The sequence below is a fragment of the Roseateles sp. GW823-FHT07B05 genome (assembly GCF_058794515.1).
In genome coordinates this window covers 1-24,169 of record NZ_JBXAGX010000018.1, presented here as the reverse complement: position 1 = coordinate 24,169, position 24,169 = coordinate 1, and the positions used below count along the sequence as shown (strand labels likewise).

The 24,169-nt window shown below is 68.6% G+C and carries 38 protein-coding genes; 21 read left to right on the top strand and 17 right to left on the bottom strand.

Features of this window, described 5'->3' with window-relative positions; translation table 11 throughout:
• Positions 1 to 33 precede the first annotated feature (33 nt).
• The 16 genes from AC1Q7O_RS24860 to AC1Q7O_RS24785 all read right to left on the bottom strand — a co-directional run bounded on the left by AC1Q7O_RS24860 (position 34) and on the right by AC1Q7O_RS24785 (position 7,159).
• A complete protein-coding gene (locus AC1Q7O_RS24860; protein ID WP_492661741.1) occupies positions 34 to 540 on the bottom strand; it encodes a class I SAM-dependent methyltransferase in 507 nt (168 codons plus the stop codon).
• Positions 541 to 566: 26 nt separating this feature from the next.
• Positions 567 to 1,475: a hypothetical protein gene (locus AC1Q7O_RS24855; RefSeq protein ID WP_492661742.1), complete on the bottom strand. Its 909-nt coding sequence runs from the start codon at positions 1,473 to 1,475 to the stop codon at positions 567 to 569.
• A gap of 26 nt (positions 1,476 to 1,501) precedes the next feature.
• Positions 1,502 to 1,675 (bottom strand): hypothetical protein, encoded by a 174-nt coding sequence (locus tag AC1Q7O_RS24850; protein ID WP_492661743.1) that lies wholly within the window; start codon positions 1,673 to 1,675, stop codon positions 1,502 to 1,504.
• A 24-nt stretch (positions 1,676 to 1,699) separates the two neighbouring features.
• Positions 1,700 to 1,918 carry a hypothetical protein gene (locus AC1Q7O_RS24845; protein WP_492661744.1) on the bottom strand — a complete coding sequence of 73 codons (219 nt, stop codon included), beginning with the start codon at positions 1,916 to 1,918 and terminating at the stop codon, positions 1,700 to 1,702.
• Positions 1,915 to 2,106 (bottom strand): hypothetical protein, encoded by a 192-nt coding sequence (locus tag AC1Q7O_RS24840; protein WP_492661745.1) that lies wholly within the window; start codon positions 2,104 to 2,106, stop codon positions 1,915 to 1,917. Before AC1Q7O_RS24840 ends, AC1Q7O_RS24845 begins: the two co-directional genes overlap by 4 nt.
• Positions 2,099 to 2,353 carry a hypothetical protein gene (locus tag AC1Q7O_RS24835; protein WP_492661746.1) on the bottom strand — a complete coding sequence of 85 codons (255 nt, stop codon included), beginning with the start codon at positions 2,351 to 2,353 and terminating at the stop codon, positions 2,099 to 2,101. The genes AC1Q7O_RS24840 and AC1Q7O_RS24835 overlap by 8 nt, the downstream gene beginning before the upstream one ends.
• Positions 2,350 to 2,679 carry a hypothetical protein gene (locus tag AC1Q7O_RS24830; protein WP_492661747.1) on the bottom strand — a complete coding sequence of 110 codons (330 nt, stop codon included), beginning with the start codon at positions 2,677 to 2,679 and terminating at the stop codon, positions 2,350 to 2,352. The genes AC1Q7O_RS24835 and AC1Q7O_RS24830 overlap by 4 nt, the downstream gene beginning before the upstream one ends.
• On the bottom strand, positions 2,679 to 3,140 hold the full coding sequence (locus AC1Q7O_RS24825) for a hypothetical protein (protein ID WP_492661748.1): 462 nt from the start codon (positions 3,138 to 3,140) through the stop codon (positions 2,679 to 2,681). The genes AC1Q7O_RS24830 and AC1Q7O_RS24825 overlap by 1 nt, the downstream gene beginning before the upstream one ends.
• Complete coding sequence (locus tag AC1Q7O_RS24820) at positions 3,137 to 4,909, bottom strand: ParB/RepB/Spo0J family partition protein (RefSeq protein WP_492661749.1); 1,773 nt, start codon at positions 4,907 to 4,909, stop codon at positions 3,137 to 3,139. Before AC1Q7O_RS24820 ends, AC1Q7O_RS24825 begins: the two co-directional genes overlap by 4 nt.
• Entirely contained in the window at positions 4,902 to 5,411 is a 510-nt protein-coding gene (locus AC1Q7O_RS24815; RefSeq protein ID WP_492661750.1) for a hypothetical protein, read from the bottom strand. Before AC1Q7O_RS24815 ends, AC1Q7O_RS24820 begins: the two co-directional genes overlap by 8 nt.
• A gap of 64 nt (positions 5,412 to 5,475) precedes the next feature.
• On the bottom strand, positions 5,476 to 5,772 hold the full coding sequence (locus AC1Q7O_RS24810) for a hypothetical protein (protein ID WP_492661751.1): 297 nt from the start codon (positions 5,770 to 5,772) through the stop codon (positions 5,476 to 5,478).
• Entirely contained in the window at positions 5,769 to 5,957 is a 189-nt protein-coding gene (locus AC1Q7O_RS24805; protein ID WP_492661752.1) for a hypothetical protein, read from the bottom strand. The genes AC1Q7O_RS24810 and AC1Q7O_RS24805 overlap by 4 nt, the downstream gene beginning before the upstream one ends.
• Positions 5,954 to 6,232 carry a hypothetical protein gene (locus tag AC1Q7O_RS24800; protein WP_492661753.1) on the bottom strand — a complete coding sequence of 93 codons (279 nt, stop codon included), beginning with the start codon at positions 6,230 to 6,232 and terminating at the stop codon, positions 5,954 to 5,956. The genes AC1Q7O_RS24805 and AC1Q7O_RS24800 overlap by 4 nt, the downstream gene beginning before the upstream one ends.
• On the bottom strand, positions 6,229 to 6,531 hold the full coding sequence (locus AC1Q7O_RS24795; protein ID WP_492661754.1) for a hypothetical protein: 303 nt from the start codon (positions 6,529 to 6,531) through the stop codon (positions 6,229 to 6,231). The genes AC1Q7O_RS24800 and AC1Q7O_RS24795 overlap by 4 nt, the downstream gene beginning before the upstream one ends.
• Positions 6,528 to 6,767, bottom strand: a complete 240-nt coding sequence (locus tag AC1Q7O_RS24790) for a hypothetical protein (protein WP_492661755.1) — start codon at positions 6,765 to 6,767, stop codon at positions 6,528 to 6,530. Before AC1Q7O_RS24790 ends, AC1Q7O_RS24795 begins: the two co-directional genes overlap by 4 nt.
• Positions 6,764 to 7,159: a hypothetical protein gene (locus AC1Q7O_RS24785; RefSeq protein WP_492661756.1), complete on the bottom strand. Its 396-nt coding sequence runs from the start codon at positions 7,157 to 7,159 to the stop codon at positions 6,764 to 6,766. The genes AC1Q7O_RS24790 and AC1Q7O_RS24785 overlap by 4 nt, the downstream gene beginning before the upstream one ends.
• A gap of 143 nt (positions 7,160 to 7,302) precedes the next feature.
• On the opposite strand from AC1Q7O_RS24785, the gene AC1Q7O_RS24780 reads away from it, so the two are divergent.
• Together AC1Q7O_RS24780 and AC1Q7O_RS24775 are read left to right on the top strand one after the other, a co-directional pair.
• Positions 7,303 to 7,659: a DUF6232 family protein gene (locus AC1Q7O_RS24780; RefSeq protein WP_492661757.1), complete on the top strand. Its 357-nt coding sequence runs from the start codon at positions 7,303 to 7,305 to the stop codon at positions 7,657 to 7,659.
• A gap of 5 nt (positions 7,660 to 7,664) precedes the next feature.
• On the top strand, positions 7,665 to 8,027 hold the full coding sequence (locus AC1Q7O_RS24775; protein WP_492661758.1) for a hypothetical protein: 363 nt from the start codon (positions 7,665 to 7,667) through the stop codon (positions 8,025 to 8,027).
• 70 nt (positions 8,028 to 8,097) lie between these two features.
• Here AC1Q7O_RS24775 and AC1Q7O_RS24770 read toward each other — a convergent pair whose 3' ends face one another.
• Positions 8,098 to 8,547: a helix-turn-helix domain-containing protein gene (locus AC1Q7O_RS24770; RefSeq protein ID WP_492662759.1), complete on the bottom strand. Its 450-nt coding sequence runs from the start codon at positions 8,545 to 8,547 to the stop codon at positions 8,098 to 8,100.
• A 341-nt stretch (positions 8,548 to 8,888) separates the two neighbouring features.
• On the opposite strand from AC1Q7O_RS24770, the gene AC1Q7O_RS24765 reads away from it, so the two are divergent.
• The 19 genes from AC1Q7O_RS24765 to AC1Q7O_RS24675 all read left to right on the top strand — a co-directional run.
• On the top strand, positions 8,889 to 9,350 hold the full coding sequence (locus AC1Q7O_RS24765; RefSeq protein WP_492661760.1) for a phage regulatory CII family protein: 462 nt from the start codon (positions 8,889 to 8,891) through the stop codon (positions 9,348 to 9,350).
• 29 nt (positions 9,351 to 9,379) lie between these two features.
• Positions 9,380 to 9,655, top strand: coding sequence for a hypothetical protein (locus AC1Q7O_RS24760; protein WP_492661761.1), 276 nt, complete (start codon positions 9,380 to 9,382; stop codon positions 9,653 to 9,655).
• Positions 9,652 to 12,366: a VapE domain-containing protein gene (locus AC1Q7O_RS24755; RefSeq protein ID WP_492661762.1), complete on the top strand. Its 2,715-nt coding sequence runs from the start codon at positions 9,652 to 9,654 to the stop codon at positions 12,364 to 12,366. Before AC1Q7O_RS24760 ends, AC1Q7O_RS24755 begins: the two co-directional genes overlap by 4 nt.
• A 342-nt stretch (positions 12,367 to 12,708) precedes the next feature.
• Complete coding sequence (locus AC1Q7O_RS24750) at positions 12,709 to 13,011, top strand: hypothetical protein (RefSeq protein WP_492661763.1); 303 nt, start codon at positions 12,709 to 12,711, stop codon at positions 13,009 to 13,011.
• Positions 12,998 to 13,498 (top strand): helix-turn-helix domain-containing protein, encoded by a 501-nt coding sequence (locus AC1Q7O_RS24745; RefSeq protein ID WP_492661764.1) that lies wholly within the window; start codon positions 12,998 to 13,000, stop codon positions 13,496 to 13,498. Before AC1Q7O_RS24750 ends, AC1Q7O_RS24745 begins: the two co-directional genes overlap by 14 nt.
• A gap of 112 nt (positions 13,499 to 13,610) precedes the next feature.
• On the top strand, positions 13,611 to 14,066 hold the full coding sequence (locus tag AC1Q7O_RS24740) for an HNH endonuclease (RefSeq protein ID WP_492661765.1): 456 nt from the start codon (positions 13,611 to 13,613) through the stop codon (positions 14,064 to 14,066).
• 35 nt (positions 14,067 to 14,101) lie between these two features.
• Complete coding sequence (locus AC1Q7O_RS24735) at positions 14,102 to 14,722, top strand: phage terminase small subunit P27 family (protein ID WP_492661766.1); 621 nt, start codon at positions 14,102 to 14,104, stop codon at positions 14,720 to 14,722.
• A gap of 9 nt (positions 14,723 to 14,731) precedes the next feature.
• Positions 14,732 to 14,980 (top strand): hypothetical protein, encoded by a 249-nt coding sequence (locus AC1Q7O_RS24730; protein ID WP_492661767.1) that lies wholly within the window; start codon positions 14,732 to 14,734, stop codon positions 14,978 to 14,980.
• A gap of 95 nt (positions 14,981 to 15,075) precedes the next feature.
• The gene (locus tag AC1Q7O_RS24725) at positions 15,076 to 16,797 is read left to right on the top strand and encodes a terminase large subunit (protein WP_492661768.1); all 1,722 of its coding nucleotides are present in this window, start codon (positions 15,076 to 15,078) and stop codon (positions 16,795 to 16,797) included.
• The gene (locus AC1Q7O_RS24720) at positions 16,794 to 18,116 is read left to right on the top strand and encodes a phage portal protein (protein ID WP_492661769.1); all 1,323 of its coding nucleotides are present in this window, start codon (positions 16,794 to 16,796) and stop codon (positions 18,114 to 18,116) included. The genes AC1Q7O_RS24725 and AC1Q7O_RS24720 overlap by 4 nt, the downstream gene beginning before the upstream one ends.
• Positions 18,117 to 18,118: 2 nt before the next feature.
• A complete protein-coding gene (locus tag AC1Q7O_RS24715) occupies positions 18,119 to 18,880 on the top strand; it encodes a head maturation protease, ClpP-related (RefSeq protein WP_492661770.1) in 762 nt (253 codons plus the stop codon).
• Between the two features lie 81 nt (positions 18,881 to 18,961).
• Positions 18,962 to 20,176 carry a phage major capsid protein gene (locus AC1Q7O_RS24710; RefSeq protein ID WP_492661771.1) on the top strand — a complete coding sequence of 405 codons (1,215 nt, stop codon included), beginning with the start codon at positions 18,962 to 18,964 and terminating at the stop codon, positions 20,174 to 20,176.
• Between the two features lie 103 nt (positions 20,177 to 20,279).
• On the top strand, positions 20,280 to 20,756 hold the full coding sequence (locus AC1Q7O_RS24705) for a hypothetical protein (protein WP_492661772.1): 477 nt from the start codon (positions 20,280 to 20,282) through the stop codon (positions 20,754 to 20,756).
• Positions 20,757 to 20,759: 3 nt separating this feature from the next.
• Positions 20,760 to 21,335, top strand: coding sequence for a head-tail connector protein (locus AC1Q7O_RS24700; RefSeq protein ID WP_492661773.1), 576 nt, complete (start codon positions 20,760 to 20,762; stop codon positions 21,333 to 21,335).
• A gap of 8 nt (positions 21,336 to 21,343) precedes the next feature.
• Positions 21,344 to 21,682, top strand: a complete 339-nt coding sequence (locus AC1Q7O_RS24695) for a phage head closure protein (RefSeq protein WP_492661774.1) — start codon at positions 21,344 to 21,346, stop codon at positions 21,680 to 21,682.
• Positions 21,675 to 22,175, top strand: coding sequence for an HK97-gp10 family putative phage morphogenesis protein (locus AC1Q7O_RS24690; RefSeq protein WP_492661775.1), 501 nt, complete (start codon positions 21,675 to 21,677; stop codon positions 22,173 to 22,175). The genes AC1Q7O_RS24695 and AC1Q7O_RS24690 overlap by 8 nt, the downstream gene beginning before the upstream one ends.
• A gap of 5 nt (positions 22,176 to 22,180) precedes the next feature.
• Positions 22,181 to 22,582: a tail completion protein gp17 gene (gene gp17 / locus AC1Q7O_RS24685; RefSeq protein WP_492661776.1), complete on the top strand. Its 402-nt coding sequence runs from the start codon at positions 22,181 to 22,183 to the stop codon at positions 22,580 to 22,582.
• A gap of 10 nt (positions 22,583 to 22,592) precedes the next feature.
• Positions 22,593 to 23,837: a phage tail tube protein gene (locus AC1Q7O_RS24680; protein WP_492661777.1), complete on the top strand. Its 1,245-nt coding sequence runs from the start codon at positions 22,593 to 22,595 to the stop codon at positions 23,835 to 23,837.
• Between the two features lie 29 nt (positions 23,838 to 23,866).
• Positions 23,867 to 24,169 (top strand): hypothetical protein (locus AC1Q7O_RS24675; RefSeq protein ID WP_492661778.1); only part of this gene is annotated, 303 nt, incomplete at its 3' end.

Sequence of the window (24,169 nt, the reverse complement as noted above, 5' to 3'; positions counted from 1 at the left end):
GGTGGGGTTGATGGGCGAGGCTTGGGGATAGGATCAGGTGGCCGCGGCCGGCTTCATGAAGACCAGCCAATGCGTGCCGGCCTTCTTGCCGCTGGTGTTGCCGAACAGCGGCCGGTGCGTCGTCAGCGCCAGCACCTCGCTGAGCTTCACCTGGGTCTCGTTCCACTTGAAGACGAGGACGCCATGCGGCTCCAGCACGCGCATGCATTCCGCGAGGCCTCGGCGCAGGTCGTCGCGCCAGTCCTCGGACAGCTTGCCGTACTTGGCGGCCAGCCAGGACTTCGGGCCGGCGCGCACCAGGTGCGGCGGGTCGAACGCCACCAGCTTGAAGGCGCCGTCCGGGTAGGGCAGCTCGCGGAAGTCCAGCAGCGTGTCGGGCGCGATCTCGATGGTGCGCGTGCCGCTGGGGTTGCCGTGGCTGCGGTCGGTGACGGTGATGGTTTCGGCGCGGCGGTCGCCGTAGATCACGTCAGGGTGCTTGCGGTCGAACCACATCATGCGGCTGCCGCAGCAGGGGTCGAGGACGAGGGCGTCAGTCATTGGTGCCAGTTCCGGGGATGGGAAGTTCAGGCGCGATAGACGTAGCCGTGCCCGTCGTCGTCGGTGATTGGCGCGCCCGCGATCACCAGCACGGCCTCGCCACCCTCGGCCGCGGCGTGGATGCCGCCTTCCAGCAGCCAGTGAAGCGTGGGACCGTCCTCTCCGCCCGGGCGGACAACGGCAACGGCTTCGACGCCGATGGGCCGGGGCTTTTTGGCCGGCGCGGCGGGGCGCACGTAGAACGCCACGGCGCCGTCCTCGGTGTCGTGCAGGCTGACCATCACCCAGCCGTCGCCCTCCGGTGGCGTGGGCGTCCAGGCGTTGCAGCCGCCGGCCTCGCACATCGCCTCGTGCGCGTCGAAGTCCATCTGGCTCTCGGCGTCGACGATGGCGGTCTCAAGGCCGAACACGGCCAGCAGCTTGGCGTAGTCGACGTTCTCGTCGCAGTGCGGCAAAGCCAGGCTGCACCAGTAGCCGTCCTCGTCGCGGACGACTGGGCCGGAGTTCAGCAGCACGTCGCGCAGCCCCTGCAGGTCAGCCGTCTTGGCGCGGGTGGCAACAGTCGGGGTGGGAGCGTCGGGGAACAGTTGCTCCCAGCGATCAATCATGTGTTCCAGGCCGCCGCTGCATGCCGCCTGGATGACGTTGCGCAGCCGGTTGATCTCCGTCGCGTAGTCGTCGAGCCGGGCTGCTTGCTCGGCCACCTTGGTCTTGAGCAGGCCAAACTCGGCTACTCGGTCGCGCCAGCCTGGAATGAAGTCATCCAGTTCGCCGGTGCTGAAGCCGCCGCGGCAGTTGCGGCCCTCCAGGTCGATCAGCGCGGGCTGGGCGCCCCAGCGCTTGCAGTAGACCTCGTAGGCTTCCAGGTGGATGGCCCAGGGGATGCCGCCAGGGTAGCCCTGGACGGGCGCGCGTTTCTCAGTGGGGTTGGTCATGATGGCTAGTTCCAGGGGATGGGAGGTCAGTCGAAAGCCCGGATCGCCTGCACCAGCGCGCCCTCAGCGCGCAGCAGGTTGTCGACCACTTGATCCCCTGTGCAATGGGCCTCCACGCACAGGGTCTGCGCGTCCATGACTTTCGCCAGCGCCTCTTTCAGCGCGCGCAACGCGACTTGCTCGGTTGATGTCAGTGCCATTTCTTGGCCTCCTATGGATGTCGCTCAAGGCTTGAACTGCAGGTTGAAAGTCCAGCGGTTGCCGGTAGCGGAGACGCTGGCCGTTGTCCCGCTGGTGTCGAGCCGGCGGCCCCTCTCCAGTTCGGCAGCAGCCTGTTTCAAGGCGGCCAGCACGATGCGCTCGTGCGCTCCGATTTCTGGAGGCCGTGGGGGTATCGGTGGCAGCGCCACTCTTGCGGTCATGCCCATATCGATGTCGCTCAAGGGATGGGGCGGCCCGCGGCGCGGGCCAGCTCGGTGTCAATGGCCGCGTCGACCTCTGCTTCCGTCTGGCACAGCGCCAGCGGTTCCAGGCCGGTGTTGCAGAAGCCTTCCTCGTCGAAGGTCACGAACGCGCGCCGCATCCATTCGTAGCGGGAAGCGTTGATGGCGTCTTGTGTCGGGTCAGCCACGCTTGGCCTCCAGCGGGTTGCTCAGCACGCGCAGGTGTCCCTGGCCCATGAGGAAGTTGCGGTGGCTGTTGACGGCGACGGCTTCGGCCTCGGCGGCGACGACGTCGCCGGCGGAGACGACGTTGCCGGCGTCGTCCAGGATGGCCAGGCGGCCGGGCTTGCCGTCGACCAAGACCCGCAGGCCTTCGTGCGCCACGGCTGTGATGACAACGCCGGCGATGGTGCCGGTGGGCTGGGTGCCGATCATGATGGGCTCCTGGGTGGATAGGTCCGCAGCCACGCCACGCTGGCGAGCATCTGCATGGGCGCGGTGATGGCGGGCCGCAGGCGGCCGGCGTTGGCGGCGGTGGTCGAGCGGTCGAAGGCGCAGGCCTTGCACAGCGACGCGAGGCCGCCTGGCGCGTGCGCGGCGCGGGTGAAGAAGTCGGTGTCGGCGGGCCACCATTCCTGGCAGCTGCAGCACCGGCGCTGCAGGCCCAGCGCGCTCGTGCGGAATTGCTTGCACTTGGGCGGGACGTCAGCCGCAGTGGTTGCCCAGGCCTTGCTGAAGCGGCTTTGATGGGTTGCCGTCATCACGCAGGCCCCTTGTATTGAGCGACCGCGCTGACGATGGCGCCGAGGTCCAGCGCGGCCTGCTGCGGGCCCTGGTGGTGGACCAGCGCGCCGGCGAGCTGCGTGATGGCGCCTATGACCATGTCGACCGCCGCGGCGTCGCCGCCGGTCGCGCGGATCTTGCCGATGACGGGCAGCAGCATCGAGCTGGCCAGCTCGCGGCCGGCGTCGACGCGGGCCCGCGTCAGCAGGCTGGTGGACAACGGGCCGGCCTGGCGCCGCGGCGCGTTGTCGCCGCCGGCGTGGAACAGCACGGTGTCCACCAGCAGGCGGTACAGCCAGGCGTCCTGAGACTTGCCCAGGGGAATGACGTAGCCGTCGCGGTAGCCGATGGCGGCCTCCAGCTCCTGCAGCACGCGCAGGGGGTTGTAGTCCCGTGCGGCCTGGCCGGTGGCAAGGGCGCGATTGAGCCCGCCGCTCATGCTGCCGCCGACTCGCCGGCTTCAGCCGGCTTCAACGGACTGGCTGCGTCGGCGGAGCCGACGTCCTCGTCATCACTGCCGGCGGAGCCGGCCTGGCCAGATCCTTGGGCGAGATCCCCGGCCTCGTCGTCAGCATCGCCGCCTTCTTCGTCCGACGTGCCATTGCTGGCGCGCGCAGCGGGGACAGGGGTAGAGGCGGCTTCGGCAGCGATGGCCGCCAGGTCCACGCCGTAGTGGGCGCCGGCCGCCATCAGCGCAGCGGGGTCGTCGTCGAGGTTCCAGCTGTCCACCTCGCAGCCTTCGGCCAGCACCAGGTCCAGCATCAGCAGCGCCAGCTCGTTGGCTGGCAGCAGCTCGATCTGGCCGCGCAGCTCGTTCAGCCGCACGCCGCGCACGTCCAGCAGCATGTCCAGGCCGCTTTCGCCGTTGTCGTCGGCGCGCTCCAGCAGGTGGTGGCAGATCAGGCGCAGGTCGAATTCGCTGCGCGCCTGCAGGCTTGCGGCCTCGCGCACGGCCAGCAGCCAGGCGCGGTTGCGGGCGGTCTTGGCGTTGGCTTGGTCCTCGCGGGCGGCGCGGTCTTGTATGGCCTGCGCGCTGCTGCGGTGGCCGGTGGCGTCGGGCCTGGCCGTGCTGGCGGTGCGCAGGCCGGCGGCCACCAGGTCGGCTTCCTTCACGGCCTCGTGCGTCCTGCCGGTGCGCGGGCACTGGATGACGACGGCGGCGGGCAGGAAGGGCGCCTTGTGCGCGCGCTTGAGTTCGTCCTTGACGCTGGCCAGGGGCAGGTAACCGCCCTTGACCTTGCCATCGGCGCCCACCAGTGCGCGGGCCCGGTTGCCGTCGATGACGGTGCGGCCCTTGCGGCGCAGCTCGGCGGCCTGGTTGGCGAAGTGGGCAGTCTTGCGCGCGGCGAAGCACTCGGGGTCTGTACAGACGTTCGGACCGAGGTTCTGGTGGCTCCACTGGCTGCGCTTCTGGCCTTCGGCCACGTCCTGGTACTCGGGCGCGTTGGCGCTGCGCTTGGGGCAGGTGGGGCAAGGGCCGCTGCCCGCCAGCACGACGTCGATGGGGAAGGGCGCGGCCTTGAGGTCCAGCGTGAACTCTTCGTTCAGCAGGTCGCGGATGTTGCGAAAGCTGCGCTTGCCGCCGTCCTTCAAGTCCCACGCCTTGGCGCTGATGCGCTTCAGCGCCTTGATCTGCAGCGTGTCGCTGCGCAGGCGTGCCACCAGCAGCGCCACCTCGGCGTCGATCTCGCCGGCCAGGCAGGCCTTGCGCACCTCGGCGCAAGCCTGCAGCAGCTTGAGCCGGGCGTAGACGTAGGTGCGGCTCTTGCCCGTGCGCTCGGCGATGGCGTCGGGGGTGTCGTTGTGGCGCTCGATCAGCGCCTGGAAGCCCTGGGCCTCTTCAAAGGGGTGGACGTTCTTGCGCTGCAGGTTCTCGGAGATCTGCGCGCGCTCCACCTCCTCGTCGGTCATCGAGCGCACCTCGCAGCGCGCCGTCGCCAAGCCGGCGATCTCGCAGCCGCGCTTGCGGCAGTGGCCGAACACGATCTCATAGCCGGCCGTGGCGTCGCGTGCCAGTTGCTCGTCGCCCACGGCGGCGAACAGCGCCGGCACGCGCGGGCGCACCAGCAGCGGGGACAGGGTGCGGCCGTGGCTCCTGATGTCGGCGCCCAGTTCCTGCAGGTAGGCGTCGTCATAGACCAGCCGGGGCTGGGTGGGGCTGTCGTGCAGCTGGCCCAGCGGGATATCGAGGTATTGAACGTCAGACACGGTCGGCCTCCTTGCCGCGCGCGTAGAAGGGCCGGCGCGTGGCCGGGGCTTGGGTGAGGAAGCGGGTCAGGGCGGCCGTCTCGGCCGGCGTGACGAACATGTCCGCCTGCGTGTCGTCGCCGTGCGCGAAGTGGCCAGGCGGCAGCAGCTTGGCCAAGCTCTCTTCGACGATCTTGGTGAGCAGGCTGGCGGCGTCGGGGTAGAACTGGCGCAGCGTGAGCACCACCAGGTCGCCGGCGTCGCGCTCGTGGGCGCGCCGCATGTCGTCGTCCAGGCCTTGGCGCAGCTCGCGGCTGGCGGCCAGGTCGCGCACGTCGAAAACGTGGCTCTGCACCAGCTCGTGGTCCAGCACCGCGCGCAGGAAGCGGTCGTCGAGGTGCGGCGGGTCTTGCTGCACCAGGTGGATGTCGATGACGGTGCCGTCCTTCAGGCGGGCGGGCTGACTGTGGGCAAGGACGCGGTAGCGGCCATGCCGGCGGATCACGGTGAGGTCGGGTTGCATGTGTGCCTCGTGGTGGTGGCGCCTCGAGCGCGGCCAGGCGTTCCCGGCCGGCGTGCGCGGCGGGTTAGTCGGTGTCGCCGGAAGCGGCGCGCTTGAGATCGACGGCGCCGTCATCGCGGCGGCGGTGGAAGTGCGGTGCAGGCGTCTGCACGGGCTTGGGTGCGGCCGCTGGCGGGATGGGGGCCGGCACCGGCGCAAGGGCGTGGCCGTTGGCCATGCTGGCGGCGCACGCGTTGGTGAGCGTGTAGGCCTGGTCCACGCGCCGCTTGGCCTCGGCCAGCTCGTCGGCGCTGGCCCAGGGCCAGTCGGGGCGGCGCACCTGGTGGTAGGCGCGCGCCAGCTGGGTGGAGGTGGGCTTCACGGCCGCCGCTCCTGGCCGCAGCGCGTGCAGCGGTAGCAGCGCAGCACCATGCCGCGCCAGCGCAGCGTGGGCAGGTGGCCGTCGCGCGCGCACAGCTGGCGCGACTGGGTGTCGCGGCGGGCCTGGCCGGGGTCGGCGTAGATGAACGCCTTGAGGCCGGGGACGGCTTCGGTGGCGGTCGTCATGGCCGAACTCCCGCAGCGTCGCGCTCGCGTTGTTCGCGAGCGGCGGCGGCCTGCTCCGCATGCGTGGCGCAGGCGAGCAGGTTGTGCGCAAAGGTGCGGGCCTTGGCCGGGTCCAGCCAGCCCCACACCTGGTGGTCGACCGAGCCGATGATGATGTGCACCGACTCGCTCCAGTGCGCCGCCTGCTGGCCCTGATGGGCGTAGACGTTGCACTCGATGTACTGGTCTGGATCCTTGGCGTCGCCGCCCACGGTGAAGTTGTGGGCGTAGTTCATGACGACAGCCCCAGTTCGGGAACGCCGCGCGCAATGACGATCAGGTTGCCGCTCATGGTCAGGCCGAGGTGGCCCGTGCCGGCCTCTTCCATGCGCTGGCCCAGCGCCATGGTCTCGCGCTGGTGGCACTCGGCCACGTCCTCCAGCCATTCGTTGTCGCGCCGCAGTTCGGCGATCTGCTCGGCCTGCGCCTCTATCTGCGCAGCCTGCTCCGCGGCGAGCGCGCGCAGGTGTTCCAGCTCCAGGCGCTCCAGCCGCGACTGGATGCGCAGCGTGGCGGGGGTGTGGCGCGGGCTCATTGCAGCGTCCCTACCGGCACCAGCGTGCCGAAGTCGTCCACCACCGCGGGGCGGACGAGGATGGCGCGGCCCGCCACTTCGCGGCCGGCGGGGCTGGGGTGCAGCGCGATGACCCAGCGGCCCTTGGTGCCGCGGAAATCGTTGAAGTAGTGGCAATGCCGCCAGTAGCTCAGCTCAGCGCTGACGCTGACATGCAGGCCGCAGGCGAGGTTGTCGGTGACCAGCACGCCGTTCACGACGCCAGCTCCGCGCTGAGGTCGTCCAGGCGCTGGCGCACCTGCCGGAAGTCGGTGGCCACCTGGGCCAGCTCGCGGCGCAGGGTGCGGCGCTGCGCTTCCACGAGGGGGCTGTAGCGGAAGAGCCGAGCCAGCTCGTGCGCGTTTTGCGCGCTCATGCCCAGCCGGCGCTCGATGTCGTCAGCCCGCTTGCCCAGCTTGTCGATGCGCGTCAGCAGCAGGTACTGCAGCAGGTGGATGTGCAGACGCCTGAACAGGCCGGGCTTGGCCGGCCGCCGGGCCACCCGCGGGATGCGGTTGGCGCGCTGGACGGTCTGGCCGTTGGCCAGCTCGGTGGGCTGATCGTCTGGGGCTTTGCGCCAGGCTCGGCTGGCGGTCGTCGTGGGCTGCATGGTGCCTCCGCGTTGTGTTGGCGGTGGCGACTATGCAAGGTCGCATTGATGTTGTCAATGCATCATTGCATTAACTTGTTGGACAGAATTGGCCGCAATGCAACGACATGCGGCGCACTGATGCCGCGCCCACGGGAGGGCAGATGGAAGAGGTGGAGTACCTGCGGGTGGGAAACGTGCTTGTGACAAGCACGCGCATTGAGATTGACGGTCAGACGTTCGCGGTGCGCAACGTTGGCTCGGTCAAGGTCATGAGGCCAGGCACGCCGTGGATTGCAGGCTTGGTGCTGGTGGTTGCGCTGCTGATGGGCAGCAAGCCTGAAACTCGTGGGGGGCTGATCGTGGCGCTTGCGGCGGCCGCCTGGATTTGGCAGCAGGTGAGGTCGCGCAGCTTGATTCTGGTGAGCGGTGGCGGCGAGACGCTGGCGCTGAAGTCCACGAATCCGGCATTTGTGGAGTCCGTGCGCAGCGCGGTTGCGCAAGCCATCAGTGCTCGGTAGCCGCGATGAAGCAGCGCCGCAGGGATTTCCTTGTCGCGCCCGTGGCGGTCGGCCTGTCCGCACCCGCCTGGGCGGGTGAACAGTCGCTGCCGGCTGCAGATGTGGCGGCAATCATCCAGCGTCACGGCAAGCCAGACGCTGACGTGTCGACAGCCTATGAGAAACCACGGCCGCCGCTGGTCACGCGACGGCTTGAGTACCGCAAGGCGGGGTTCGGCTGGGTGCTGTTGGCCGACGCGCCGATGAACTCTCCGCCGCCTTACGCGCGCTGGAAGCTGATGGGGCTTATCGACCTCAAGACGTCCAGGCGCATCTCGCTCGAAGAGGCAGACAGCCGCATCGCCCAGCTCAAGGCAGGGAAGCGCTAGCCCCACACGCGCCGCAGTGGCGGCTAGGCCCGTGGCGTTTTCGGCCACGGGTAAATTGTCGCGCTCGCGTTCAGTTGGCGCCCTGTTTGGTGGGCGAGACTTCCGGCGCGATGCCGTTCAGGAACACGGTCATCATCTCGATGAGGCTCTTGAACTGCGGATCGGACAGGCCGGCGACGCGGGCCATCAGCGGCGCGGGGAACTGCCGCGCAGGCCGCTTGACTTCGTAGACCTTGACGTCTTCAGCCACGTGCGCGGACGGCGCGACGACAGGGGAGATAGCCATGCCGCGCTCGCGCGCAATGCGCGCCGCCACGCGGGCGTCGTAGATGGCCTCCAGCGGTAGGTCGAAGAACTTGGCGATCCGCTCGGCGGTGGAGTGTTCTGGCGCTGTGGTGTCGCTCTTCAGATAGCGGTGAAGCGTGCCCTGGAAGTTGCGGTTGTGCATCAGCTCCGCCAGGCGGCCCACCGACAGCCCGCGCTGCAGGCGAAGTGCCTCAATCAAGTCTTGCGGTCGCATTGGCGAACTATGCGCAAATGCATCATGCGATTGTGCATTGTCTACTAATGCAACATCACATAGACTGCGCGGATGGATGCAACTGCGCAACTCATTCAGGAGCTCATGCAGCACGGCCTATCTCAGACGGAGATAGGTGCGCGCACGGGCATTCCGCAGTTTCGGATGTCGCGCTGGGCGCGAGGTCGGGCACCGGTGGGGGCCAACGATGCACTCAAGCTCAAAGCGCTGAGGGATGAGGTGGCGACGAGGCATGTCGCCACTGTCGCCGCGGCGGCCGCAATCCGTTCCTCCAGTCTGCCGCCCGAGGGCCAATCTCAGACAGCGGGCGAGGTGCTGCCATGACGCCGGTGATGCAGGCCATGCTCGCGATGGTGCGGCACCACGGCGGGGCCGCCGCTGTTGGCCGCCAGGTCGGCATCAGCGACCTGGCTGACCAGCTGAGCCCGACGCATCGCGCCAAGCTGGGCTTTGACGACGCGGTGCAGATCGAGCTGTCGCTGGGCGACTACCGCGCGCTGCGTGCGCATGCGGAGGAGTGCGGGCACTTTCCGCCCATCCCGAAGCCCGAGGGTTATGACGCCGATGCCCAGCCGTGCGCGCTGCTCTTGGCGCAGACGGCGAAGGAGTTTGCTGATGTCGTCGCGGCGGTGTCCACGCCGCTGAGCAAGGACGTGGTGACGGACGCCGACGTGGCGGCCGCGCGGATGGAATACGACGAGCTGCTGATTGTTGGTCAGCGGCTCATGTCGCAGTTGGCGGCGCTGAATGCGGCGGGCAAGCGCCGCGGGGGAGTGCGCTGATGCGGCCCCGTGGCGAGATCCGCGCGGCGATGGACGCCGCCGTCAGCACCGTCCCGGTGGCGGAGCCGGGCGTTCAGGGCGTCACCTGGCGTGACCTGGCGCAGCTGGCCTGCGTGGGCTTCGATGCTGCGCGCCGCACGGCCGACAACATCGCGGCGGCCGGGGAGCTGATCGTCATCGGCCACCGGCGCGTGCCGGGGGCCAACCGGCCGATGAAGGTTTTCGCGCGGCCAGGCGCGGCGTCGATGGCCTCGCAGGCATCGGCGTTCGATGACCTGGCGCGTTGCTGGGCTGACTTCCGTTGACCGCCGGCCGCAAGGGGGATCTGCCCCCGATCAAGTTCAAAGAGCTGGCGGACGCGCTGCTGCGCCGCGCCGCCGATCTGGTGGAGGACTGGCTGCCGGGCGGCGCCCAGCGCGGGCGCGAGTACTTCTGTGCGAGCCTGAGCGGCGGCGCTGGCAGCAGCTTTGCCGTCAACCTGGACAAGGGGAAGTGGGGCGACTTCGCGACCGGCGAGGTTGGCACTGACCTGATTTCGCTTTACGCGGCCATTCATGGGCTGAGCGGCGGCGAGGCTGCCATCGAGCTGGCACGCGCGCATGGCCTGGAGGATGTGGCCGGCCTGGTTAAGCAGCCGGCCGGCGCGCCTGTGGTGGTGCGCACGCCTCCACCGCCGCCGCCGAAGGCGGTGGACAAGGGGCCGCAGGAGGCCTGGAAGACGGCGCTGCCGGTGCCCGAGTTCGCGCACTCGCTGGCGAACTTCAAGCACTACCACCGCGCCGCCAGCGACATCACGCACACGGCGGCGTACTGGGCCGATGGATGCCTGCTGGGCTACGTGGTGCGGTTTCGCACCAGCGACGGCGGCAAGGAGACACTGCCGTACACCTGGTGCGTCAGCGAGGGCAACGGCACGATGGCCTGGCGGTGGCGGCAGTGGGATGAGCCCCGGCCGCTGTTCTACCCGGGCCGGCAACACCCGGTGGCAGTGCAGGGCGACAAGCCCTATCTGCCCACCGTGGTGCTGGTGGAGGGGGAGCGCAAAGCCGAGGTGTTGCATGCGGTGCTGGATGCCGCCTGCCCCGGTGTGTACGTGGTGGCCAGCTGGCCGGGCGGCAGCAAGGCCTGGCGCAAGGCGATGTGGGCCTGGCTGGCGGCCTGCAACGTGCTGTTGTGGCCAGACTGCGATGCGAAGCGCGAGCCGCTGACCAAGGCGGAGCGGGAGCAGTACACGGACGAGGCTGCACGGGCGCTGGCCGAGGCCACGAAGCCGCTGTTGCCTGAGGCGAAGCAGCCGGGCATGTCGGCGATGCTGGGCATTGGCGCGCTGTTGCGCGACACGCAGGGCTGCCAGGTGCAGCTGTTGCCGATTCCGAAGCCGGGCGAAGTTGACGACGGCTGGGATGCGGCGGATGCCATCGAGACGGATGGGTGGGATGCGGAGCGGGTGCTGCAGTTCTTCGGGCGAGCAGGCCCGTTGCCCGTTGACGCGCCTGTGCAGACGTCTGCAGCGGCTGAGGTGCCGCCGCCCGCTGGCGATGCGGGGAAGTCGGGCGGCGGCGGTAAGAAGCCCCCGCCCGATGACGATGAAGACACGGGCGTGGGCGGGGATGACGATGACGAGTTCAGCGATTACCTTCGTTTCGTCTGCACGCAGACGAAGTGCAAGGTGTGGGGGCTGAAGCCCAACCGCAAGCTGGTCATCGCGGCGTTGCGCAAGGCCAAGAGCCTGCGCGGGTGCGTGGGCTTCAACGAGCTGACGGAAGGGCCTGAGACGCGCGAAGCGTGGCCATGGCGCAAGGCGGCCGCGCCGATGATCGACTCGGACCCGCTGCGGTTGGGGGACTACCTCAGCACGCACTACCGGCTGCCCACCATCAGCAAGTCGGCGCTGGAGGAGGCCATCGATACGGTGGCCGACGAGAACCGCTTTCACCCGGTGCGTGACTGGCTGGAGGGCCTGCAGCACGATGGCCGCAAGCGCCTGGATGACTGGCTGATCTATGTGCTGCGGCTGAAGTCCGACGAGCTGGCGCCCGGGTTGCGGCGCTACCTGCAATTGGTGGGCCGCTACATGCTGCTGGGGCTGGTGGCGCGGGTCATCAAGCCGGGGTGCAAGTTCGATTACACGCCGGTGCTGGAAGGCAAGGGCGGGCTGGGCAAGAGCACGCTCATCAAGGTGCTGGTGGGGGAGAAGTTCTTCTCCGACACGCACTTCGAAATCGGCTCTGGCAAGGATGCCTATGAGCAGCTGGCCGGCATCTGGGGCTATGAACTGAGCGAGATGACGGCGCTGCAGCGGGCCGATGCTGAGCAGTCGAAGCAGTTCTTGTCGTCGACGGAAGACCGCTATCGGGGCGCCTATGGCCGCTATGTGGTGGCCCACCCTCGGCAGTGCATCATTTTCTGTTCTACGAACAAGTACCAGTACCTGCGCGACCTGTCCGGCAATCGCCGGTATTGGCCTTTCGTGGTGCTGCACCGGCCGGACCTGGACTGGCTGCGGGAGCGGCGCGAGCAGCTGTTCGCCGAGGCGGTGGCGTTGTTCCAGGCAGGGGAGCGCATCTTCCCGACGCCCGAGGAGGAGGACGCCTACTTCGTGCCCGAGCAGGAGAAGCGGCTGATGGAGACGGGCGTGCAGGCCAGGCTGTGGCGCCTGCTGACCCGCGTGGGCGGCCACGTGAACGAGGCCAAGGCCACGCAGCACCTGCATATGACGACGCCGTTTGTCTCCATCGACGAGATGGTGGAGGCGCTGGGCACGGACCCGGGCAAGAGCAGCGCGCAGCTGGAGAACCAGATCCGCAGCTGGCTCGATGCGATGGGCTGGCAGGCCGGCCGGGAGACGAAGGGGCAGCGGCGTCGCGGCTTCTTCAGGCCCGAGGTGTGGCCGCCTGTGTTGCCGGGTGACGAGAAAGCGCCTGGTGCCGATGACGGCAGCCAGGCGCAGCACGTGGATGGGGAGTCGCGCGACGACGAGCCATCTTTGGAGGGGGCCGATGGTGCACCGTTCTGACCAGGGAGCGCGCTTCGTGAGCGCGGAAAAGGTCGCGGTGCCGGATACGCGGCGCTTCATGACGACTGCTGGAGGCGCGATTCGCGGCCGGCGTTGTGGGGCGTGCGCGGGGACGTCGGTCCACGGGCCGTTCATGTAGCCGATCCGTCCAGCCGTCCAGGGGCGGCAGTGAGCGCACAGCGCGGTGGTTTCCTATGGAAGACCGAGTTGGAGCTGCTGCATTGCCGATCGCGCCTGGGTTGGCTTACTGCGAGCGCATGCATGTAGGCACAGGTGCGCTCGCGGGCGCGTGCGAGCGCGAAGACCTGTGTGTGTCACTCACTCAATAAAAGAGGTGGACGGATGGACGGCGGTGCAAAGTTGAGCTGGGACTGGATGACGCAGCACATGCCCCGGGTTGTCGCCCTGATGCGTGGCGAACGGGAGGCGGGCAGGGGCTCTCAGTTGAATGAATGCTGGCGTGCTGGTGTGGTGCGTGGTGAGCCGGGCCAGTTCTGGGCCAGCGAAGGCCGGGTGAGCGTGGGCACGGCGCCGGCTGGTGAGCTGGTGCCGGCTGAGCTGGGGACGTTGCTGCAGAAGTTCCCGGGCGCGGCGGTGCTAATGCTGGCGGGCAAGCTGGTGGGGCAGGACGATGGCGCGCAATGAGGAGCTGGAGCGCCGCTGCCTGAACTGGGCGCGGTGGAAGGAATCGGGCGGCACTGCTGCCGGCCGGTCTGGCGGGCTCGGGTACGCGTCGCTGTACTTGCCCGCCGTGACGGCTGGCCGGCCCAGCGGGTACGAAGCCAAGGTGCCAACGCTGGACATCGAGGCGGAGCAGACGGACCGGGGCGTGCAGGCGCTGCCGTCTCACCTTCGGCGCACGGTCGAGGTGTATTACCTCGGCGATGGCTCGATGGAGACACGCTGCAACGAGCTGCAGATCAGCCGGCCCACGCTCTATGTCCGCATCGACAAGGCGCACGAGACGCTGGCGGCCTGGCTGCGTGATGCTGATGCGCGCCTCAGGCACCAGCGCGAGGCCAGCGAGCTGGTGCAGGCGTCTGCGCGGCCGCGTGGCGACGCGAGTAAGCCGCTGTCGATCGCAGCCCGCGCGAAGCTTGCCAAGCGTGCGCGCCAGAGTTCTAAGGATTAGACATTTCTCCTACATTCCTGGAACGCTGGTGTTGGTGTCTCTGAGGCACGCAGCACACCCCGACGCCCGACAGCTCAATGCGCTGGCGGGCGTCGTCGCTTCTGGAATCGCCATGCCCATCGCCCCACCCAAGCCGTGCACCGCGTGCGGCGTGCTGGTGCATGACGGCAGCGCGCGTTGCGATGCCCACAAGGTCAGGCGCGGGCAGTTCGCCGATGCGTCGCGCGGGTCGCGACATGAGCGCGGCTACGGCGCGCACTGGGATCGACTGCGCGTCCGCATCCTGCGCCGCGACTGTGGGCTGTGCCAGTGCGAAGAGTGCAAGGCAGCTGGTCGGCTGCTGTCGGCCACGCAGGTGGACCACAAGGTGAACAAGGCCGAGTGGAAGCGACGGCACGGCTCACTCGCTGGCGTCGACGACGACAACAACCTGCGCGCCATCAACGTCGATTGCCACAAGCGCAAGACCGCGCGCGAGGCAGCGCAGGGGAGGGGGGGGCAGGAAAAGTCTGAGCCTGCCCCCACAGAGGACCGGCCCGGTCCCCAAATTTTTGCGCGCGCAGGTTAGAGGGGTGGGGGGGTATCCGCCCGATGGGGAAGACCATGGCAAAACCAGGACCCGCTGCCAAGCCCGTCGAGCTGAAGGTGCTCGAAGGCAACCGCGGCAATCGGCCGCTGGATCTGTCGACGGTGTTCCGCCCCCAGGCTGGCGCGCCGACGGCGCCGGCCTGGCTGAGCAAGGAAGGCAAGAAAGCCTGGAAGCGGCTGAGCGTCGAGCTGGTCCGATACAACCTGCTGTCCACGGTCGACCGCGATGCGTTCGCGGCGCTGTGCCAGACCATCGGCCGCGTCGAGCAGATCGAGACGGCCATCCAGGCGAAGCAGGCGCTGCTGATCTCGCAAGGCAAGGACCCCACCGACGCGCTGGTGGACGTGACGCCCAACGGGCTGCGCATCCAGTCGGCGCTGTATCAGCTGCTGAACAAGGAACAGGCGAAGCAGCACACGTTCCTGAACTCGTTCGGCCTGCGGCCCGACGCGCGCGCCGTGGTGACGACGGCCATGCGCGCCCAGGCATCGCTCTTCGACGCGAAGGGCAACGCCAGCCAGGGCGCGCTGCCGCTGGCCGAGGAACCCCAAGCCCCGGCTGCGCCTGCGGCCACACCGACTGTTGCGCCGGCCCCGCCCGCTGGCGCGCTGCCGCAATCCTTCGGCGACTTTTGAAAGCACACCATGGTCAACCCCATCCACAACCACCTCTGTGTGAACGTCTGCACTGATGCTGCCGACGCCGTCGCGAAGGGCTTCGACTGGGCCGCGGCACAGCCGTCCGTCAAGCCCATCGAGGTCAAGCAAGTCGTCGTCGTGCGCAATGGCACGCAGGCGGGCAACGCCACCGTGGACTTCGTGCTGGAAGACGAGTCCGGCCAGCGCTTCGTCTTCATGGTCACCGGCAGCCTTCTCAAGTCGATCCCCTGCTGACCCGTTCACGGGACGGCCCGCCAGGTCGCGTCAGCGGCCTGCGCGGCTAAGGGGCTGAACCGCCCGCCCGCCCACCCATCCTGCAGAGCTTCGCCATGTCCGCCACCTACTTCGACCGCGCCCTGGCCTACGCCCAGGCCGTCGTCAGCGGCGGCGAGGTGGCCGGCCTGTATGAGCGCCTGGCGTGCCAGCGCTTCCTGCGCGACCTGGCGCATGCCGGCACCGACGAGTTTCCCTATGTGCTTGACCAGGTCGCCGGCGGCCGGGCCTGCCGCTTCATCGAGCTGCTGCCGCACATCAAGGGCGAATGGGCCAAGCCCGTCTACGTGGACGGCGGCTACACCTACGCCAAGATCCAGCTGGACCCGTGGCAGATCTTCTGCGAGTTCCAGCTGTTCGGCTGGAAGCATCGCGACACCGGCCTGCGTCGCTTCCGCCGCAGCTATGAGGAGGTGGCCCGGAAGAACGCCAAGAGCACCCGCGTCGCGGCGCGCGAGCTGTACCTGGCCACCGCTGACGGCGAGCCGGGCGCGCACTGCTACAGCGTGGCCACCACGGGCGAGCAGGCCCGCGAAGTGTTCGATACCGCGCGCAACATGGCGCTGCGCTCGCCGGACTTCATGCTGCACTTCGGCGTCGAGGTCGGCAAGCACGACATCACGATGGCCAGCACGGCCAGCAGCTTCAAGCCGCTGAACGCCGAAGGCAGCACGCTGGACGGCCTCAACGTCCACGGCGCCAGCGTCGACGAGCTGCACGCCCACAAGACCCGCGCCGTGTGGGACGTGCTGGACAGTGCCACCGGCGCCCGCAGCCAGCCGCTCATCAGCGCCATCACCACGGCCGGCTTCGACCGCTCGGGCATCTGCTACGAACTGCGCGACTACACCATCAAGGTGCTGGAGCGCACGGCCATCGACGAGACCTGGTTCGGCGTCATCTACACCATCGACGACGGCGACGTGTGGCACGACCCCGCCGTCTGGCGCAAGGCCAACCCGGCGCTGGGCATCAGCGTCAAGGTCGACGACATGGAGGCCGCCTGCCGCAAGGCCGTTGCCCAGCCCAGTGCGATAAACAATTTCCTGACCAAACGCCTGAATGTCTGGGTCAGCAGCTCCACCGCCTGGATGGACATGCAGGCTTGGCAGCACACCGCCGACCCCACGCTCACGCTGGCGGACTTCGAAGGCGAGCCCTGCTGGATCGGCATGGACCTGGCCGAGAAGAACGACTTCGCGGCCGTGGTGCTCGTCTTCCGCCGCGGCGAGCACTGGCACTTCTTCCCGCGGCTGTATCACAACGAGGCCGCCATCCAGCAGAGCGGCAATGCTCACCTGCAGGGCTGGGTCCGCGCCGGGTACGTCGTCGAGAACACCGGCAACGTCACCGACTTCAACATCATTGCCGACGACCTGCGCCGCTTCTGCAAGCGCTTCGACGTCAAAGAAATTCCATTCGACCCCGCGCTGTCCCGCTACTTCGCCACCCAGCTCATGGCCGAAGGCCTGCCGATGGTAGAGGTCCGCCAGGCCGCGCTGTTCTTCACGCAGCCGCTCATCCAGCTGGAGAACCTGGTGCTGGAGCGAAAGATCCACACCGACGGCAACCCGGTCTTCACGTGGATGGTCAGCAACGTCGAAGTCAGCACCAGCAAATTCAACGGCCTGAAGCACCCCGGCAAGAGCCGCGACCAAAACAAGATCGACGGCCCGCTGGCGTTGCTGCTGGCCCTGGGCCGCGCGCTGGAGGTGCCCGATGCGCCGAAGCGGCACCGCCAGCTCTGCGTGGATCTCAACGACCGAGTACCAGCATGACCAAGCACCACACCCTTGACACCACGGCGCACCAGTCGCGCGTGCTGGGCGCCTGGCTTGACGCCAACCCCGGCGCCCGCCAGCGCGCCGGTGTGCAGACGCCTGCACCGCGCAGCGCCACCACGGTCGTCAGCAGCGACCGCACCGGCATGCTGGATCTGTTCGCCCCCATCACCAGCAGCGCGGGCATGCCGGTGACGGACCGCACAGCCATGCAGGTGTCCACCGTGTTCGCCTGCCTCAGCAAGGTCAGCGGCGCCATCACCCAGCTGCCGCTGCACCAGTACCGGCTGAACACCCAGGGCGACCGCGAGCGCATGGAGCCCACGCCGCTGTGGTGGCTGCTCAACGAAAGCCCGGACGACGCCTGGACGTCGGCCAGCTGGAAGGAATGGATCGTGCGCTGCGTGGCCTTCCGTGGCGACCAGCACACCGAGATCCTGCGCAAGGGCGCTGGCGTGGCCGGCTTCCGTGTTCACCACCCCGACAACTGCAAGGCCCGCCGCAAGGGCAACCGCCTGGTGTATGACTGCGTGGACCCCGACACCGGCCGCGCCTACGGCGTCGACCAGGACGACATGCTGCACTTTGCTGGCATGGGCTTCGACGGCACGCGGTCGCTGAGCATCATCAGCAACGCCGCCCGCCAGGCCATCGGCAACAGCCTGGCCGCCAGCGACTTCAGCGGCCGCGCGATGGGCGAGGGCGGCATGCCCAAGATCGCCATCGGCTACCCCGGCGAGGTCGACGACGAGCAGGTCACCTTCCTGCACAACAGCTTCACCAAGACCTACGGCCAGGGCCGCGGCCGCAACCTGCCGCTGGTGCTGAGCGAGGGCGCCGAGGTAAAACAACTCAGCATCGCGCCTGTCGACCTGGAGCTGATGGCGCTGCGCAAGTTCGAAAAGTCGGACATCTGCGACGCGTTCGGCGTGCCGCTGGTCATCATCGGCGACACCGAGAAGGCCACCAGCTGGGGTACCGGCATCGAGCAGATCGTGCTGGGCTTCGTGCGCTTCACCATCAAGCCCATGCTGCAGCGCTGGGAAGAGGAGCTGAACCGCAAGCTCTTCCGCCGCGCTGGCCAGTTCGTGTCCTTCGACCTGGACGCCATCCTCGCCGGCGACAGCAAGACCCAGGCCGAGTACTTCCGCGCTGCCCTCGGCGGCCCCGGCACCGGCGACGGCTGGATGACGCCCAACCAGGTGCGCCGCGTCAAGAACATGCCGCCCGAGACCGGCGGCGACGAACTCTTCAGGGCGCAGCGCGGCGCGCAGACGTCTGCACTCGCTCCTGCTCCCAACCCCACCGAGGCCTGACCATGCCCCAGCTCAACAAGCTCTTGCAGCTCATCAAGGACAACGCCGGCGGCCAGGCCGAAGGCAAGTCCGCCATCCGCGCCGAGTCCACCGAAACCGAGCTGCACGTGTACGTCTATGACGTCATCAGCAGCTGGTGGGGTGCGAACGCGGCCGACCTCGTCAAGGCGCTGGCCGATGCCGGCGGCCGCACCGTGCATCTGCACATCAACAGCCCGGGCGGCGACGTGTTCGAAGCCCGCGCGATGGCCAGCGCCATCGTGGCCCACCCCGGCAAGGTCATCACGCACATCGACGGCCTGGCTGCCAGCGCGGCCACGTACCTGGCCCTGGCTGCGAACGAGGTGCGCATGACCGAGGGCGGTCTCTTCATGGTGCACAACAGCTGGACGATGGCCTACGGCAACAAGACCGAGCTGCGCGACACGGCCGATCTGCTGCAGAAGATCGACGGCACCATCGCCGCCGACTACGCCCGCAAGACCGGCAAGGCGCTGGCCGACGTGCAGGCCTGGATGGACGACGAGACCTGGTTCACCGCCGAAGAGGCCAAGGCCGAGGGCTTCATCGATGCCATCGACGCCAACACCAAGCGCGACAGCGCGGCCAACGACCAGGCCGCCAACGCTGCGCGCTGGGATCTCAGCGCCTACGCCAAGGCCCCCAAGCTCACGCCGCCCGAGCCCAAGCTCGATGACGCCCAGATCGCCCAGCAACTGCAGCGCAACCAGAACCGTCTGCGCCTGCTGAGCCTCGCTGCCTGACGCGCTCCCGCGCCAGCCACAAGGCCGCTCACCCGAGCGGCCTTTTCTTTTTCTGCTCAACAAACCACTGAAAGGATCACCATGAGCACGAGCATCCAAGCCCTGCGGGAGCGCCTTGCCGCGCTGAACCGCAAGATGAAGGCCCAGCTGGAAGGCATGGGCGACCGCACCTGGTCGAAGGAAGACCAGTCGGTCTTCGACGCCGACAGCGACGAGGCCGAGCGCCTGCAGCGCCAGATCACCGCGCTGCAGAAGGTGCTGGACCAGGAGGCCGAGGCCAACTTCAAGGACGCCGAGAAGAAGGACAAGGCCGGCAACAAGACGCCGCTGGCCAAGGGCGTCGAGATCTTCATGCGCAAGCGCATGGTCGACCTCACCGCCGAAGAGCGCCAGATCGTCCTCAACACCATGAGCACGACGACTGGCAGCGAAGGCGGCTACACCGTGCAGACCGAGGTGGCCCGGCAGTTCATCGAAGCCATGAAGGCGTTTGGCGCGATGCGCCGCAAGGCCAACGTCCTGCCGACCGGCATGGGCAACACCATGAGCTTCCCGACGACGGACGGCACCGGCGAAATCGGCGAGATCGTCACGCAGAACAGCCCGGCTTCCAATGCGGACCTCGTGTTCGGAACCAAGCCGCTGAACGTCTTCAAGTTCGGTTCCAAGATCATCACGATCCCCATCGAGCTGCTGCAAGACACCGAGATCGACATCGTCGCGCTCATCAACAACCGCCTGCGCACCCGCATCGGCCGCATCCAGAATCTGAAGTTCACGGTGGGCGCAGGCACCACCGAGCCGGACGGCCTGGTGCCTTCCGCCACCGTCGGCAAGACCGGCACCACCGGCCAGACCTTGACGGTCATCTATGACGACCTGGCGGACATGGTCGACTCGCTGGACATCGCCTACCTGGAGGAAGGCCCGGAGCCGGGCTGGATGATGGGCCAGACGATGCGCCGCGTGGTGCGCAAGATCAAGGACACCGCGGGCCGCCCGATCTGGACGCCGGGCTATGACGAAGGCATCACGGCCAAGGCTCCCGACCTGCTGCTGGGCTACCCGGTCACCATCAACAACGACATGCCGGCGCCAGCGGCCAACGCGAAGAGCATCGCGTTCGGCGACTTCGAGGGCTACACGATCCGCGATGCGATGGAGGTGAACCTCTTCCGCTTCGACGACAGCGCCTACATGAGCAAGGGCCAGGTCGGCTTCCTCGCCTGGGCGCGCGCCGGCGGCAACCTGATGGACACCGGCCGCGTGCGCACCTACCAGCACAGCGCCAGCTGATCGCAGACCCGCCAGGGTTGTCTCCAGGCCATCCGGCCTTTTCGCGCCCGAGTGCAGACGCCTGCACCCGGGCGCGGTTCTTTCCACCCTTCAGGAGATCCACATGTTCAAGTCTCGTCGCCTGTTCGCATCGCTCGCGGCCCTCGCCCTGAGCTGCGCCGCCTTCGCTGCGGAAGCGGCAACCGCCCGCACGCCGGCACCGGCCCCCGCGCCCGTCGCTGCAGCCGCTGCGCAACCCGCCCCGTCGGCCCCCGCGCCGGCTGACCTGAGCGCCACCAGCATGGCGCCTGCCCGCAAGGAAGAGGAGGTCGCCGCCGCCAACGCGGAGCTGGAGCCCTTGGGCGACCCGCAGCCCGGCCAGGTCGACGGCGAGCTGGGCGCTGCCGTGCGGCCCATCGAGCCCGCCCCGACCCACGTCGACGCGCGCGTGCTGGCCGACTGCGAGTTCGGCAAGCCCAACGACCTGGCCAGCGTACCGGTCGAGCGCGTCGAAGAGCTGGAGAAGTCCTTCGTCATCGACACGCACCCCGAAGCCGTGCGCTACGCCAAGCGCCTGGCCGCCGGCGAGATCTCGGCCTGAGCCATGGCACTGCAGCGCATCGCCGCCCCCACGGCGCTCGTGGTCAGCCTGGCCGAAGCCAAGGCCCAGTGCCGCGTCGACGTGGCGGACGACGACGCGCTCATCACAGCCATGGTCTACGCCGCCACTGACGAAGCGGAAGGCCTGCTGCGGCGGGCCCTCCTGCCGCAGCAGTGGCGGCTGTCGCTGGATTGCTTCGTCATCCAGACCATCGAGCTGCACCGCCCGCCGGTCACCGCGGTGGACTCGGTCAAGTACGTCGACAGCAATGGCGTGCAGCAGACCCTGGTGGCCGGCACTGACTACCAAGTCAGCCTCGGGCACCCGCTCTACGCCCGCCTCGCGCCGGCCTATGGCAAGACCTGGCCCAGCGCGCGCGCCCAGCTGGACGCCGTGCAGGTGGACTTCACCTGCGGCTGGGCCACGGCAGACGCGGTGCCTCCCGCCATCAAGCACTGGGTGCTGATGCGCGTGGCGGCGTACTACGACAACCGCGAGGCCTGGACCCTCGGCCAGGCCATCCAGCGCAATTCGTTCATCGACCGCCTGCTGGACCGCTGGCGCGTCCCATCCTTCTGAGGCCCACCATGGCGCAACGCTTCTCCGGCTCCCAGCTTGATCGTCACATCCAGCTGCAGCAGCCCGTCGTCACGCGAGATCCGGCCTACGGGTCGGCCGCGCCGAGCTATCAGACCGTGGCCACCGTGTGCGCCCGGCGCATGGAGGCTGCAGGCGGCACCAGCACCAGCGCTGACCAGCGCGTGGCCTCGCGTCAGGTGCAGTACCTCATCCGCTACCGCGCCGACGTGCAGGGCGACTGGCGCATCGTCGAAGGCAATCGCCGCTTCCGCCTGGTGGGCTTGCCCGCCGAACAGGGCCGCCGCTCCGGCCTGCTCATCACCTGCGAGGAGACCAGCGATGTTTGACGTCAAGCTGAAGGGCTTCGCCGAGCTGCAGAAGGCGCTCAGCGAGCTGCCCGACAAGATCGAGCGCAACATTGTCCGCAGCGCGCTCCGCGCGGCCGCCAAGGTCACGCTGGAGGAAGCCAAGCGCCAGGTGCCGGTGCGCAGCGGCAAGCTGCGCGACTCGCTGCGCGTCAGCACGCGGCTGGTCAAGGGCAAGCCGCTGGCCACCATCACCGTGGGCGGCAACCGCAAGAACGCGCCGTTCTACGCGCACCTGGTGGAGTTCGGCGCCAAGGCCCACTTCATCAAGCCCAAGCGCGCCAAGAGCCTCTTCATTGCCGGCGTCATGCGCGACGGCGTGGAACACCCCGGCGCGCGCAAGCATCCCTTCATGCGGCCCGCGCTGGACGCCACCGCGCAGCGCGCCGTGCTCGCGTTCGGCCAGGCCGTCAGGGCCAGGCTCACCAAGCAAGGCATCGAGACGCCTGACGTCGACGTGCTCGACGAGGCCTGACCGCCATGCGCGCCGAGAAGGCCATCCACGCGCTGCTGGCCCAGGCCGCGGCGGTCACCGCCATCGTCGGCGACCGCATCTATCCGCACGCCCTCCTGCAGGGCGAGCCGCTGCCCGCCCTGGTCGTCGAGCACGTCAGCACCGTGCAGCTCTCCACGCTGGACGCGGCGGCCGAGTTCGGCCTCATGCAAAGCCGCATCCAGGTCACCGGCCTGGCCGGCGCCTACCCCGCGCTCAAGGATCTGCTGGAGCAGGTGCGCATCGCCTGCAACTACCAGCGCGGCCTCATTGCCGGCGTGCGCGTCAACAGCGTCGTGCGCGACGTCGTCGGCCCTGACTTCAGCGACGACGACCGCACCGTCTTCCACCAGTCCATCGACTTCATCGTCACCTTCCAAGAACCGTAAGGAGTTCACCATGCCCGCAGCTTCCGGTACCTTCAAGCAAGTCGCCTACAAGATCAACGCCGGCAGCTTCGGCGCCGCGCCCGGCCAGGCGGGCGGCCAGTTGCTGCGCCGCACCCAGTCCACGGTCGACCTCCAGAAGGACACCTACCAGTCCGCCGAGATCCGGCCCGACTTCCAGGTGGCCGACTTCCGCCACGGCGTGCGCCGCGTCGCTGGCCAGATCGCCGGTGAGCTGAGCTGCAAGACGCACGCCGACTTCTTCGCCATGGCGCTGAAGCGCGACTTCACCGCCGGCGTCAGCGCTGCCGCCGTGGGCCTCACGGTCGCGGCCGGCGCGGGCAGCACCTGGACCATCACGCGCAGCGCGGGCAACTTCCTGACCGACGGCTTTAAGGTCGGCCGCGTCGTCCGCAACACCGCCGGCGCGATGAACGCGCTGAACCTCAACAAGAACCTGCTCATCGTCGGCCTCACGTCCACGGTGGCCACGGTCATCGTGGTGAACGGCAGCGCCCTGTTCGCCGAGGGCCCCATCGCAGGCTGCACCATCGCGGAGACCGGCAAGTCCACCTGGATTCCGCAGACCGGTCACACCGACAAGGACTTCGGCGTCGAGCACTACTACCCCGACCTGGGCCAGAGCGAGCTGTTCCTCGGCAACAAGGTCGACAAGATCAGCCTCAGCCTGCCGCCTACCGGCATGGCGACGATCTCCATCGACGTGATGGGGCAGGACATGGCCGACACCTCGGCCAAGCGCGGCGGCATCGCCACCACGGTGCAGTACTTCACCGCCCCCACGGCCGTGACGACGACCGGCAGCCTGGCCGCCGTCAACGGCGTGCTGCGCGCCGGCGGCGTCGTGGCAGCAAGCCTCACGGGCCTGACGCTGGACATCGACCCCAGCTTCACCGGCGACCCGGTCGTCGGCAGCAACGTCATCCCGCAGTTGTTCGCCGGCAAGGTCATGGTGTCGGGCCAGTTCACGGCGTACTTCGACAGCGTCGCCATGCGCGACGCCTTCGTCAACGAAACCGAGATCGACCTGGTGGCGGTCTTCACGGCCGACAACACCGCGGCGGCCGACTTCATCGCCTTCAGCATCCCGCGCATCAAGGTGGGCGGCGCGTCCAAGGCAGACGGCGAGGGCGGCATCGTGCAGACCTTCCCCTTCACCGCGCTGCTCAACAACGCCGGCGGCACCGGCATCGCCACCGAGAAGACCACGATCTGCGTGCAGGACGCGCAGGCCTGATCGGTGCAGACGTCTGAACGGAGAACGACATGAGCATCAAGCTGCTGGCCTCCTACGGCCGCGCCCCGGTGGGCGCCATCCTCACCACACTGGACGCCGCCACCGAGGCGGCGCTCATTGCCGCCAAGCAGGCCACGGCGGATCTGACCGGCGGCTTCGCGTGGACCGACCCCTACGCCGCGCCGCGCGCTGGCCTGGCTCCGGTGATGAAGAACCGCGTCACCGGCGAGTACTCCGTTGACGGAAACCCAGACTCGGTGTCAGGGGCTGGGCTGACCTATGTGACAAACGCGGTAGCGCTGAAGCCGGTGGCGGCGGCGATCATGGGCGCG

Coding starts and splice junctions, on each gene's coding strand:
- AC1Q7O_RS24860 (WP_492661741.1), bottom strand. CDS start 540: ATGACTGACGCCCTCGTCCTCGACCCCTGCTGCGGCAGCCGCATGATG.
- AC1Q7O_RS24855 (WP_492661742.1), bottom strand. CDS start 1,475: ATGACCAACCCCACTGAGAAACGCGCGCCCGTCCAGGGCTACCCTGGC.
- AC1Q7O_RS24850 (WP_492661743.1), bottom strand. CDS start 1,675: ATGGCACTGACATCAACCGAGCAAGTCGCGTTGCGCGCGCTGAAAGAG.
- AC1Q7O_RS24835 (WP_492661746.1), bottom strand. CDS start 2,353: ATGATCGGCACCCAGCCCACCGGCACCATCGCCGGCGTTGTCATCACA.
- AC1Q7O_RS24830 (WP_492661747.1), bottom strand. CDS start 2,679: ATGACGGCAACCCATCAAAGCCGCTTCAGCAAGGCCTGGGCAACCACT.
- AC1Q7O_RS24825 (WP_492661748.1), bottom strand. CDS start 3,140: ATGAGCGGCGGGCTCAATCGCGCCCTTGCCACCGGCCAGGCCGCACGG.
- AC1Q7O_RS24815 (WP_492661750.1), bottom strand. CDS start 5,411: ATGCAACCCGACCTCACCGTGATCCGCCGGCATGGCCGCTACCGCGTC.
- AC1Q7O_RS24805 (WP_492661752.1), bottom strand. CDS start 5,957: ATGACGACCGCCACCGAAGCCGTCCCCGGCCTCAAGGCGTTCATCTAC.
- AC1Q7O_RS24800 (WP_492661753.1), bottom strand. CDS start 6,232: ATGAACTACGCCCACAACTTCACCGTGGGCGGCGACGCCAAGGATCCA.
- AC1Q7O_RS24795 (WP_492661754.1), bottom strand. CDS start 6,531: ATGAGCCCGCGCCACACCCCCGCCACGCTGCGCATCCAGTCGCGGCTG.
- AC1Q7O_RS24785 (WP_492661756.1), bottom strand. CDS start 7,159: ATGCAGCCCACGACGACCGCCAGCCGAGCCTGGCGCAAAGCCCCAGAC.
- AC1Q7O_RS24780 (WP_492661757.1), top strand. CDS start 7,303: ATGGAAGAGGTGGAGTACCTGCGGGTGGGAAACGTGCTTGTGACAAGC.
- AC1Q7O_RS24775 (WP_492661758.1), top strand. CDS start 7,665: ATGAAGCAGCGCCGCAGGGATTTCCTTGTCGCGCCCGTGGCGGTCGGC.
- AC1Q7O_RS24770 (WP_492662759.1), bottom strand. CDS start 8,547: ATGCGACCGCAAGACTTGATTGAGGCACTTCGCCTGCAGCGCGGGCTG.
- AC1Q7O_RS24765 (WP_492661760.1), top strand. CDS start 8,889: ATGACGCCGGTGATGCAGGCCATGCTCGCGATGGTGCGGCACCACGGC.
- AC1Q7O_RS24760 (WP_492661761.1), top strand. CDS start 9,380: ATGGACGCCGCCGTCAGCACCGTCCCGGTGGCGGAGCCGGGCGTTCAG.
- AC1Q7O_RS24750 (WP_492661763.1), top strand. CDS start 12,709: ATGGACGGCGGTGCAAAGTTGAGCTGGGACTGGATGACGCAGCACATG.
- AC1Q7O_RS24745 (WP_492661764.1), top strand. CDS start 12,998: ATGGCGCGCAATGAGGAGCTGGAGCGCCGCTGCCTGAACTGGGCGCGG.
- AC1Q7O_RS24740 (WP_492661765.1), top strand. CDS start 13,611: ATGCCCATCGCCCCACCCAAGCCGTGCACCGCGTGCGGCGTGCTGGTG.
- AC1Q7O_RS24735 (WP_492661766.1), top strand. CDS start 14,102: ATGGCAAAACCAGGACCCGCTGCCAAGCCCGTCGAGCTGAAGGTGCTC.
- AC1Q7O_RS24730 (WP_492661767.1), top strand. CDS start 14,732: ATGGTCAACCCCATCCACAACCACCTCTGTGTGAACGTCTGCACTGAT.
- AC1Q7O_RS24725 (WP_492661768.1), top strand. CDS start 15,076: ATGTCCGCCACCTACTTCGACCGCGCCCTGGCCTACGCCCAGGCCGTC.
- AC1Q7O_RS24720 (WP_492661769.1), top strand. CDS start 16,794: ATGACCAAGCACCACACCCTTGACACCACGGCGCACCAGTCGCGCGTG.
- AC1Q7O_RS24715 (WP_492661770.1), top strand. CDS start 18,119: ATGCCCCAGCTCAACAAGCTCTTGCAGCTCATCAAGGACAACGCCGGC.
- AC1Q7O_RS24710 (WP_492661771.1), top strand. CDS start 18,962: ATGAGCACGAGCATCCAAGCCCTGCGGGAGCGCCTTGCCGCGCTGAAC.
- AC1Q7O_RS24705 (WP_492661772.1), top strand. CDS start 20,280: ATGTTCAAGTCTCGTCGCCTGTTCGCATCGCTCGCGGCCCTCGCCCTG.
- AC1Q7O_RS24700 (WP_492661773.1), top strand. CDS start 20,760: ATGGCACTGCAGCGCATCGCCGCCCCCACGGCGCTCGTGGTCAGCCTG.
- AC1Q7O_RS24695 (WP_492661774.1), top strand. CDS start 21,344: ATGGCGCAACGCTTCTCCGGCTCCCAGCTTGATCGTCACATCCAGCTG.
- AC1Q7O_RS24690 (WP_492661775.1), top strand. CDS start 21,675: ATGTTTGACGTCAAGCTGAAGGGCTTCGCCGAGCTGCAGAAGGCGCTC.
- gp17 (WP_492661776.1), top strand. CDS start 22,181: ATGCGCGCCGAGAAGGCCATCCACGCGCTGCTGGCCCAGGCCGCGGCG.
- AC1Q7O_RS24680 (WP_492661777.1), top strand. CDS start 22,593: ATGCCCGCAGCTTCCGGTACCTTCAAGCAAGTCGCCTACAAGATCAAC.